The sequence below is a fragment of the Halalkalibacter flavus genome (assembly GCF_036663575.1).
GTDB classification, from domain to species: Bacteria; Bacillota; Bacilli; order Bacillales; family Bacillaceae_D; genus Halalkalibacter; species Halalkalibacter flavus.
The window spans coordinates 24,334-33,759 of sequence record NZ_JAWRVK010000046.1; the positions used below are offsets into that span (position 1 = coordinate 24,334).

The window sequence follows — 9,426 nt, forward strand, 5'->3', positions numbered from 1 at the left end:
AACTATTATTCCTAGGTCTGAGGCGTTTGAAGAAGCGGTTGAAGAGGCACTTGAATTTGCGAAAAATGACCGCAAAACATTAGTAGTTGTAGCAGGTGACCATGATACGGGTGGAATGACGGTTGGAGGATATGATGAGTATCGTTCCAATGTTGAGATGTTACTTGATGTAACAGCAACAGGAAGTTACATGGCTAATCAATTACATGAAGACCGTAGCAATGCAACAGAAGTTCTTCGTACATACGCGAATATTGAGTTAACTGCTAGTGAAGAAGAGCGTATTCAAACAGCTCCAAGTAATCGAGTCGACTTTGTTATTAATACGATTATTAGTGAAAGAGCGTATGTTGGCTGGTCCACAACGGCTCACTCAGGGGTGGATGTTCCTTTGTATGCCTACGGTCCTTCAGCTGATTTATTTAACGGCTTACTAGATAATACAGATTTGCCGAAGAGGATGGCTGAGGCGATGAAGATAGAGTTTGCAGAGTAGAGGTACCTAGATTGTCGAATGGGGGCTGTCTCAAAAGTAAGCTCCGTACGCTATTCGATTAGAGAGGGAAAAATCACTCCTCTGCTCCGGGATTGTCTCAATAGGTCAACAACCGACCTTTTTGGGACAATCCTTATTTACGCATAAGAAAAGTCCGAGATCTGGTGCGCTAGTGTCTTTGTTTATGCGTTTAGCTATGTACTTTATCATGACAAGTACCCCCTGAAGACCCCGCTGTATGGACTAACTGGTTACCGATTTTGATCGAATTTCCTACCAATACCATTCTCATCATATCAAGACAATTATTACGGTTTCAATATAGTGTTTTGCCCATAGCACAAAAAAGATCGTTTAGAATAAGATGGTTTTATCAAAAGGAAAGGATGATATTAACATATGGGCATAAGACCTAGACCACAAAATAGACTCACATCAGGACCATTTTTTGTACCATTATCTATTGATGGAGATCCAGAAGAGGGAGCTGTTGATTTTCTATTGATTGGTTTTAAAAATCTTGCAAGACTACCTTCCACTGTAGATGTATCAGTTCATGTTTGTAGAGATCTTGATTTATTTCCGGCGACTCCTCCAGAGATTGAGATTTTTCGTCAAGACGACGTCACAATACCTGCGGGAAACTGTGCAGTGTTAAAAGTAGATTCCGGGCCAGGTACCTTCACTGGTAACAATATGCTCCGTGTGGTTGTTGAAGGTGATATAGATAAAGATGGAGACCGCATAGTCGTAGCTTTATCAGGTGGTAACGAGGATGGACGTACAGCCGTGTCAATGGTGTTCAAACATGAAGAATTTATTGAGTTCGATGATTAACTTAGAGTATATCTAGTAAGTATCAAAATTGATGGCATGATCTTATTCGTGAGCTAGTTTTAATAACGATTAGACTGGTAATAAAGTCTAATCAAATAAAACAAGGTTTAAAGATTCCAAAGAACAAGTCAGTAAATATACTGGAGTATTTAGGAAATTCAACAGATCATTTTGTCCGAAATGTCTGGAAGAAGATCAATAGCAATCATATAATGTTCACCACCTAGTATATAAAAAAGATCCTCATTTTTTGGTGAGGGTCTTTTTTCTGAAAAAGTTCTAATAACTACATGTTTTGTCGTAGATATAATTACATATTATACTTGATGGAAAATCATGTATAATCCTTTAAAGGAGGGGATTCATGGACTTTTTTAAAGGGCTAAATCAGTTATGTTTGTGATAAATAAGATGCATACTCTAAAGGCCGTTTATAAATAAGGTCAATTTCTTTACAATCGCTTCCATTTACCATGTGATATATAAATTTTTGTGTTTTGCCATTAACCTCTATGATCCAAATACGTCCATTCTCGTCGAGCGCCATATCGATTCCGATTTCTCCTAATAAGCCGATTTTCTCTTCTAGTATTTGACTTACTTTTATACAAGTCTCTTGAATCTCCTGAATCATCGCGTTTCTTTTTAGTGGATCACTAACTAACATCTCAAGCGTCTCATCCATTTCATAAATTCGTTCGCTAACGTTTGTGATAAAAAAGTTATAAGGAGCTACTCGACTGATTCCTTTGGTAAAACCCCACCTTCCATGTCTATCTTTTTGAATTAGTATTCTTAAATCTACCATTTTCCCCCTTACTTTTGCTAGTTTTATCTCTTTTTGTAAAATATAGTTCTTCTTTCCGATTAGGTCGGTTATTGTTTCTAAAAGTAAGTTTATATCGTCAAACATGTATCTAGGTGTTAAGGAGTCTTGATAGACCTTTATTATATTGTCTTTAGTTGATTCAATTAAATAGATATGTCTGCCTAGGGAGCCATAAGAAGGTTTCAAAATCAAACGTTTATTCGTAGTTAACTGTTCCGCTAACAAGTCCGGATGATACAACGACGTAGATGGTAATAATTTACCAAGATTATTACTCGATAAGATCTTATAAATCCGCCATTTATTAAAATACGTTATAGCATTAAAGCATTTATTTTTCCCAATATATTTTTCCAACTTACGTATTGTTTTTTTCTTTTTCCTGTAACAGCGGTTGTATACAGCATCAGGAAAACGGAAAATCTCAGTTTCACATGTATTATTTTTTAGACAGACTCCGCGAATCGTACGTTTTCTCCAATTAATGTCTTTTGGGGTAAATGAAAACAGTTCGATCCTTAGTTCTCCTTTATAACGTTGATACATGTTTAATATGTTGTTTCGTTGTCTCTGATTAGGGACCATAATTCCTATTAAGGGTAAATTGCCCATATGTTATCACCTGCTAATTATGCTGACTTTGTAAAAAACCTCTTATTTAACAGTTTACGTGAGTGAGGAGTACCTGTACTAGGTAAATGAGTATTTTGGGGAAAATATAATGTGTTACTACTCGAGGGGGGCATCAATCCTAAAATCTATACGAATACTAAATAATTTATGAATATAAAATGAGTCAAAAGATCTATTTTAAGATCATTATTTAAAAATTTTTGTTGGATAGCTAATAATTACAATAAGGGACGGATTGAAAAATTATAAAAATCCTGAAGCCAAAAATATCTTAACATCACTCGATGATAACGATGATCATGAATTGATAAAACAAAACGACGTACATCATTTTATTAGAATTTCTAAGGAAGATGCGGAAAAACTAATTGATGAACATCCGAGCATTCCTCATATTGTTATCAACGATAAAGTGTACTATCCAAAAGCAAAGCTGCGTGAGTGGTTGCTGAAATTAGGGGAGTAAGCTTTTTGGCTCATAGAATCTTCTGTAGAATGGGTTAAAAATAGCATCTCCCAAAAAGCGTGAGTTATTCAGTAAATACCCAAGAACTAACAGTGTAATTGCCCCCTTTTAAAGGCATTTTATAAAAAGGGGGGATTCATCATGAAAAAAATTACGATGTCAGTCGCTGCAGCAGCGATTTTGGTCAGTGGTCTTGCTGGCTGTGGAGTAGATAATCAAGCAACAGATACAGGGACAAATCAACAACAAGGTATAGGTGCTGCAGATCGCCATAGTGCGTTTGGAGTTGATAGAAGAGGTCCAGGAGTAGGGGTTCGCAATGATTTGGGAGGTCAAGTCGACCATGATGGTGGTTTTTTTAGAGGTCAAGGTCGTGAACCCGGAGAAGTTGAAGTAGGTCGGGATCGTCCAAGAGGATTTGGGACAGACTTTGGACAAGGTCGAGCTGGCGGATTTTTTGGATTAGATGGAGATAGACAAGGGCAAAGGGGAACAGCTCAAGGTCAAACTAGAGGAGCTGGTCGTGAAAATGGACAGGTTTTAAGGAGAGATCATGACCGAATTGTTGGACAAAATCAGGTCCAACGAAATGGTCTAACGATTCAAAGTTTACTTTCACGAATTCAAAACATTAATGGCGTAAAAGAGGCGCGTATGAGTGACAATGTGATTGAGATTACAGTGGATGATCGTGCCGATAAAGAGGAAGTTAAGCGTAAAGCAGAGAAAATAGCTGAAGGAAAGACGCTAAGGCTTGCAAATTAGAATTTAATATTGGAAATTGTAAAGAGTAGCTTACGAAAAAATTCCAAATAACATTGCAAATGAAGACGGAAATCACACAGATTTTCGTCTTTCGTTTTTTTACTTTTTTAAAAATAAGTGCTAAAGCAGGTGTATAATGGATCCTGATTCCGCTAATCACCGCTTCTTAAAAGGGTAAAGAGGATCCTGGTTCTTTTAAAGTCATAACATCACTGGAAATATAGGTCGAAACAGGGGAATAACGGAACGAGGAACGTCAAAAACAGCAATGTGGGTGCTAATTCAGCTATTAAAATAGAATTCTATTTTATTGGGATTATCCTGTTAATAGTATTGTTATTTTTACAACTAAATAATTGTTAATTGGGCTGTTAAAAGAGTTGCGAATGTAATTCTTTACCCTATCAATCAATCCCTTAACTTTGGTGAGTGCTTTTTTGTATTTTAAAGGTCGACCAGCAAAATTTCCACTTTGGACAGAACGATCAAAGTGTGTTAGGAAAAAGGAACTACGGTTATGTTTTCGGATTTTATATTTGAATAAGAATAAAGTACCGTGAATTTTCGTCGAATACTTCGAAATACGAAGAAAATTCACGGTAAATATGGCATTTTTCCTAAAAATTTAAGCTTGTTAATCGTTCGATAGTCTAGGAGGAGATATTTAAAAAAGATGGTATTTAGATTATAGTAATATATTTCAAAAATATTCTAACTCTTCTAAACTCAGGAGGTGAATGAATAGTATAGAAGATTTGAAATCCCAAAAAGAAGATGAGAGGGTGTTTTTTGGTGTTTAGAAAAAGCTCAAAATTACTAATTAGCTTTTTAGCAATTGTATTATTATTATCCACTTTTAGTATGGGAGCGTTTGCAAACTCAGAGCGGAAGCTAACCGAACTTCCGACAGGCGAACTTTTTGGTGATATTGATTTAGCATCTTCAGCTCCAACGACAGTCATTGTTGAATTGGAAGAAGAAAGTATTGTGGAAGCAAAACATAAAGGAAAAAGCCAATCTAAGGCGAAACTAGCTTCTGAAAGAGGCAAGGTAGTTGATGCGGTGAAGGATAAAGTAAACAACGCAAAAGTAAACCGAGAGTATGATCATGTGTTCTCTGGGTTTTCTGTTGAACTTCCAGGTAATCGAGTAACGGAACTTTTAACGATTCCTGGAGTAAAAGAAGTCTATCCAAACGTAGAGTATACGGTGGATGCTATTGAAGTTGATCCGGAAGTGTTTAATCCAAACATGCTGGAGAGTGCACCTTTTATTGGGTCAGATTTGGCATGGGATGCTGGCTTTACTGGTGAAGGAATTACAGTAGCGGTTATTGATACTGGTACAGATTATACTCACCCGGACTTAGAGCATGCCTTTGGTGAGTATAAAGGGTATGACTTTGTAGATAACAATGAGGATCCACAAGAGACACCTCCTGGCGACCCGCGTGGCGGATCAACAAATCACGGGACTCACGTAGCGGGAACAGTTGCGGCAAATGGTGCGATTAAAGGGGTAGCTCCGGATGCTACGCTACTCGCGTATCGTGTACTAGGTCCTGGCGGTAGCGGCTCTACTGAAAATGTGGTTGCTGGTATTGAGCGAGCGGTACAAGACGGTGCGGATATTATGAACTTATCGTTAGGAAATACGATTAATTCTCCTGACTGGGCTACGAGTATTGCATTAGACTGGGCGATGGCAGAGGGAGTCGTTGCTGTAACTTCAAATGGAAATAGTGGTCCTAATAACTGGACAGTTGGTTCACCAGGTACGTCGCGTGAAGCGATTTCTGTAGGTGCGACTCGTTTGCCTTACAATGTGTTTACGTCAGGAATCTTTACTTCTGAAGGTGTTGAATATCCTTCTGCAAAAGTAATGGGTTTTCCAACTGAGGAAGAATTGCTTGCTTTAAATGAGGGTGAGTATGAGTATGTACATGTTGGGTTAGGTGCTGTATCAGACTTTGAGGGCAAAGATCTTGAAGGCAAGATTGCATTAATTAGCCGCGGTGAGTTTGCCTTTGTTGATAAAGCAGAAAATGCTAAAAATGCAGGTGCCGTTGGTGCAATTATTTACAATAATGTTACTGGTGAACATCCAGATGTTCCAGGAATGGCTGTTCCAACGATCAAGACGACTCTTGAAGATGGACAAAAGCTTCTTGCTGAACTAGAGGCTGGTAACAATACGGTTTCCTTTGACATTGAATTTGCTCATGAAGTGGGAGAAACGGTTGCAGACTTCTCATCTCGTGGTCCAGTTACAGGTACTTGGATGGTGAAACCAGATGTATCGGCGCCAGGTGTGAATATTACAAGTACAATTCCGACGCATAATCCTGAAAATCCATATGGATATGCTGCGCTTCAAGGAACGAGTATGGCTGCACCGCATGTAGCGGGTGCTGCAGCGTTGGTTTTAGAAGCACATCCTACTTATGAAGTAGAAGATGTGAAGGCGGCCTTAATGAATACGGCGGAAGACATGATTAACCCTGCGACAGGAAAAGTGTATCCGCACAATACACAAGGTGCTGGTAGCATTCGAGTGCTAGATGCGATTGAGGCGGAAACACTTGTTACTTCAGGAAGCCACTCGTTTGGTAAGTTTGTGAAGGATACTGGCAGACAAGTAGAAGGACAAAGCTTCACGATTAAAAACCTCTCAGGTGAAAGAAAACGTTATAGCTTTGATGTTGAGTTTACGGGTAATCCAGACGGTATTAGAGTGAATACAAGTAATAACCTAAATGTACATGGGGGGAATAAGCAGCAAGTTCAGTTTAATGTACAGGTTAATACTGCGAAGTTGGAACCTGGATATTATGAAGGGACAATTAAAGTTAGTGATGGATCAGTGGTAATTGATGTCCCGACGATCTTATTTGTTGGTGAGCCTGATTATCCGCGTGTGACGGGGGCTTTTCTTGGTAAAGAAGGTGAAGGGTATTATGTCGGTTCTTATTTGCCGGGTGGAGCTGAAGTGCTTGAGTATGATTTGTACAAATTCAATGCAAGCAATGGAACAATTGGAGAATTTTTAGGGGAAATTGGTGAATTTGAAAATGTGCCGGCGCCAGTTCATGAATTTACTTGGGATGGAAATGTGAATGGTGAGGAATTGTCAGAAGGTGATTATGTTCTTGCTGTGTATGTAGAGCAAGCTTGTGTGACTGAGTATAAAGCTTATTTAGTAACTATTACTAAAGACTAGGTAGATGATGTCCATATTTAATGACATTCAGAGGCAAGAAGCGCCGGGCATAAGAAAGCGGCATGTGGAGTTGGTTTTGCAGCAATCCGAGATTCTAGATCATTTCGAACCTTGTCATGGTATAGTGACAGCAAAGCATTCGAGCGAGACGTGAAGTACTGGAAGAGAGAAGCTACTGAATTTGGATATAAAATAAAATAAACATACATTGCTATGAGCCGGACCGCGGTCATACGCACCCGCTTTGGCAATGTTAAAACCCCCTGCGCAAACCCGCGGGGGTTTTTGTAATTGGTTTATTAAAATGTATCATTTGGAAAAATAGGGAAAAATAAAGGGTTTTACCTTTTTTTGTCGAAAGATTCTTTTGCGTGACTGAAATAGGAGGTTGATTTATGAAAAAAACGGTATTACATAAGTTACATGAATGAAATGGGGTAAGTCATGAAGATAATTTTACATAGCATCCTCATTTTTGCCATACTGTACGTTGGACTATTAATCTTTGGTTATTTTCAAACTACTACATCGAGCTATTTTGATAAAGCCTTATTAGCTCTATTCTTTACGATAGGGATTGTTGTTTTTAGGGTGAGGAAGAAAAATAAAACATAAAAAAAACATTAATCGTAAAAAAATGTTAACCCCTGCAAACCAGCGGGGGTTTTTGTTATTGGGATTCGGAGTGGCAGGCCATTTCTCAAAAAAATGTTAGGGATTGTTTTTACAATGGTTGCGTACTATGGACAGAAACCGATCGCTGTTCAACAGTAGTATATTACTCAAGTAAAACGCGAATATCGCTGACTCACTCATTTTCTACATGAGGGTCAAACTTTGTTTGCGGGTGCTCCTGAATTTGGTATTCCTGTTGTTTTGAAACAGGGGAGTAGTCACCAAAACATTCGGACAGAACTCGTGGAGCTTGTAACAACTGACGAATGAGCAATATGAAAAGCTAGTAAATAATGAAGCGAGTATTTGCTATGTTGAGGAGCAGCGTGAGGGTAGTAGTGATGTTGAATATGAAAAATTGAAGTGCGAATGCTAGAGGAACAAGATGTCGAGGAAGTATTGAGAGGTTTTTGTCATTATTACAACATCCTAACAGTTACAAAGAAGTGGAGAAGGCTGTATTAGAGCTGTATGAAATGTACAGTCGATTCACTTTGAAGTAGTAATGCCAAGATTATCATTAGATGTCCATTTTGAAGAGGTATACGAGGCTTTTTTACAAATGGAAAATACAACAGAAGTGTATGTTCTTTTACTAGGTGTGATAATAATTCCTTAGAGACAGACCGCGAGCTGTGGAAACTTTCGTTGCTCATAAAAGGCTCAAATGTGCTGTCAAAAGTGTTCCAAGACATGGATGTCGAGCTGCTGCATGCAGCGCTGCAAGATAGGGAGGAAGGCTGTGCATTCCTTGCAGCGTTAGAACCTCTCCTTTTTACCTATAATAGCTTAAACATAGTTCAACAATATTCGTTTGATTATCTAACATAGTTTGTGATGAGAACGAAAGAAGGAAAGGCTATTGATAAGCGGCGAAAGGATTTTCGAGAAGGAAGACCAAATAAGTACAGTAAGAACCAAATCGAGCACGCGCTAGAGTACTGTAACTAAGTTTTTCTTCTAAGAATTTTTAATATGTTCCTTATTATATAGAAGAAGACTTACCTTATTTTAATCAAGATATTTGTTGTTATCCAAAAGAAGTTATGATAGATTATTAAAGCTGACAAAAAATTATTTCTAAGAAAACAGTTGCGCGGAATAGTTGTTCGTGGTATATTATTTCTTGTCGCTAATAACGACACAAAAACATTTCCTTTAAGTGAGCTAAAAAATGCTTGCGCGGAAATAATAAGTGTGATATATTTTTGTTTGTCGCTGAGTGAAAACACAAAGCATTTTAACAAGAAGCCAAAAACTTTTAAAAAAACAGTTGCGCAGAATTGTTGGATATGATACAATAATTTTTGTCGCTGGTAAACAAGTGATAAAATGAGTTCTTTGAAAACTGAACAAAAGCCAAGCGAAATAGAGATACATGATATCTCGTTAAAGAAATTTACCCGATAGGGCAAATTTCATCCTTAAGTTATTGCATTGCTAGCGTGATGCAAATTGAGCTAATCAGCTTACCATTTTTATGGAGAGTTTGATCCTGGCTCAGGA

General features: G+C 38.0%; 6 protein-coding genes and 1 pseudogene. 6 read left to right on the plus strand and 1 reads right to left on the minus strand.

What is annotated here, in order from left to right:
• Window positions 1–7: 7 nt before the first annotated feature.
• Together SAY88_RS21150 and SAY88_RS21155 are read left to right on the plus strand one after the other, a co-directional pair.
• Window positions 8–496, plus strand: coding sequence for an alkaline phosphatase (locus SAY88_RS21150; protein WP_332634149.1), 489 nt, complete (start codon window positions 8–10; stop codon window positions 494–496).
• Between the two features lie 399 nt (window positions 497–895).
• Window positions 896–1,333, plus strand: coding sequence for a hypothetical protein (locus tag SAY88_RS21155; protein WP_332634143.1), 438 nt, complete (start codon window positions 896–898; stop codon window positions 1,331–1,333).
• Between the two features lie 391 nt (window positions 1,334–1,724).
• On the opposite strand, the gene SAY88_RS21160 is transcribed toward SAY88_RS21155, so the two are convergent.
• Window positions 1,725–2,774: a YheC/YheD family endospore coat-associated protein gene (locus SAY88_RS21160; protein WP_332634144.1), complete on the minus strand. Its 1,050-nt coding sequence runs from the start codon at window positions 2,772–2,774 to the stop codon at window positions 1,725–1,727.
• Window positions 2,775–3,030: 256 nt separating this feature from the next.
• Here SAY88_RS21160 and SAY88_RS21165 point away from each other — a divergent pair, with 256 nt between their 5' ends.
• The 4 genes and pseudogenes from SAY88_RS21165 to SAY88_RS21180 all read left to right on the plus strand — a co-directional run.
• Window positions 3,031–3,261 (plus strand): DNA-binding protein, encoded by a 231-nt coding sequence (locus SAY88_RS21165; protein ID WP_332634145.1) that lies wholly within the window; start codon window positions 3,031–3,033, stop codon window positions 3,259–3,261.
• A 141-nt stretch (window positions 3,262–3,402) separates the two neighbouring features.
• Window positions 3,403–4,026, plus strand: a complete 624-nt coding sequence (locus tag SAY88_RS21170) for a hypothetical protein (protein ID WP_332634147.1) — start codon at window positions 3,403–3,405, stop codon at window positions 4,024–4,026.
• A gap of 774 nt (window positions 4,027–4,800) precedes the next feature.
• Window positions 4,801–7,245 carry a S8 family serine peptidase gene (locus tag SAY88_RS21175; RefSeq protein ID WP_431308903.1) on the plus strand — a complete coding sequence of 815 codons (2,445 nt, stop codon included), beginning with the start codon at window positions 4,801–4,803 and terminating at the stop codon, window positions 7,243–7,245.
• A 1,509-nt stretch (window positions 7,246–8,754) separates the two neighbouring features.
• Window positions 8,755–8,856, plus strand: a pseudogene (locus SAY88_RS21180) (recombinase family protein); the annotation flags it as partial.
• Between the last annotated feature and the right edge of the window lie 570 nt (window positions 8,857–9,426).

Excerpts from the sequence above, each read along its gene's own strand:
- SAY88_RS21155 (WP_332634143.1), top strand. The coding sequence starts at position 896 with ATGGGCATAAGACCTAGACCACAAAATAGACTCACATCAGGACCATTT.
- SAY88_RS21160 (WP_332634144.1), bottom strand. The coding sequence starts at position 2,774 with ATGGGCAATTTACCCTTAATAGGAATTATGGTCCCTAATCAGAGACAA.
- SAY88_RS21170 (WP_332634147.1), top strand. The coding sequence starts at position 3,403 with ATGAAAAAAATTACGATGTCAGTCGCTGCAGCAGCGATTTTGGTCAGT.
- SAY88_RS21175 (WP_431308903.1), top strand. The coding sequence starts at position 4,801 with ATGAGAGGGTGTTTTTTGGTGTTTAGAAAAAGCTCAAAATTACTAATT.